1 protein-coding gene is annotated in these 467 nt (G+C 69.0%); it reads left to right on the plus strand.

The genetic code is table 11. From position 1 onward, the window contains the following. Positions 1-5: 5 nt before the first annotated feature. The coding region (locus CFB18_RS04195; RefSeq protein ID WP_268808065.1) for a tetratricopeptide repeat protein at positions 6-467 on the plus strand (462 nt) is incomplete at its 3' end.

The following is a 467-nucleotide window of genomic DNA, read 5'->3' on the forward strand; positions in this document are numbered from 1 at the left end:
ACAACCTGGGCGCGAGGCTCTCCGAGTTGGGCCGGCGGGAGGAGGCCCTGCAGGTCACTCAGGAAGCGGTGGAACTTTACCGCCAGCTGGCCGTCCAATACCCCCAGGCCTTCCTCCCCAACCTGGCGCTGAGCCTCCACAACCTCGGCGCGAGGCTCTCCGAGTTGGGCCGGCGGGAGGAGGCCCTGCAGGTCACCCAGGAAGCGGTGGAACTCTACTGCCAGCTGGCCGCCCAACACCCCCAGGCCTTCCTCCCCAACCTGGCGCTGAGCCTCACCAACCTGGGCGCCGGGCTCTCCGAGTTGGGCCGGCGGGAGGAGGCCCTAACGGCCACCCAGGAAGCGGTGGAACTCTACCGCCAGCTGGCCGTCCAATACCCCCAGGCCTTCCGCCCATACCTGGCGCTGAGCCTCACCAACCTGGGCGTGATGCTCTCCGAGTTGGGTCGGCGGGAGGAGGCCCTAATG

This window comes from Thermoflexus hugenholtzii JAD2 (genome assembly GCF_900187885.1).
GTDB lineage: Bacteria > Chloroflexota > Anaerolineae > Thermoflexales > Thermoflexaceae > Thermoflexus > Thermoflexus hugenholtzii.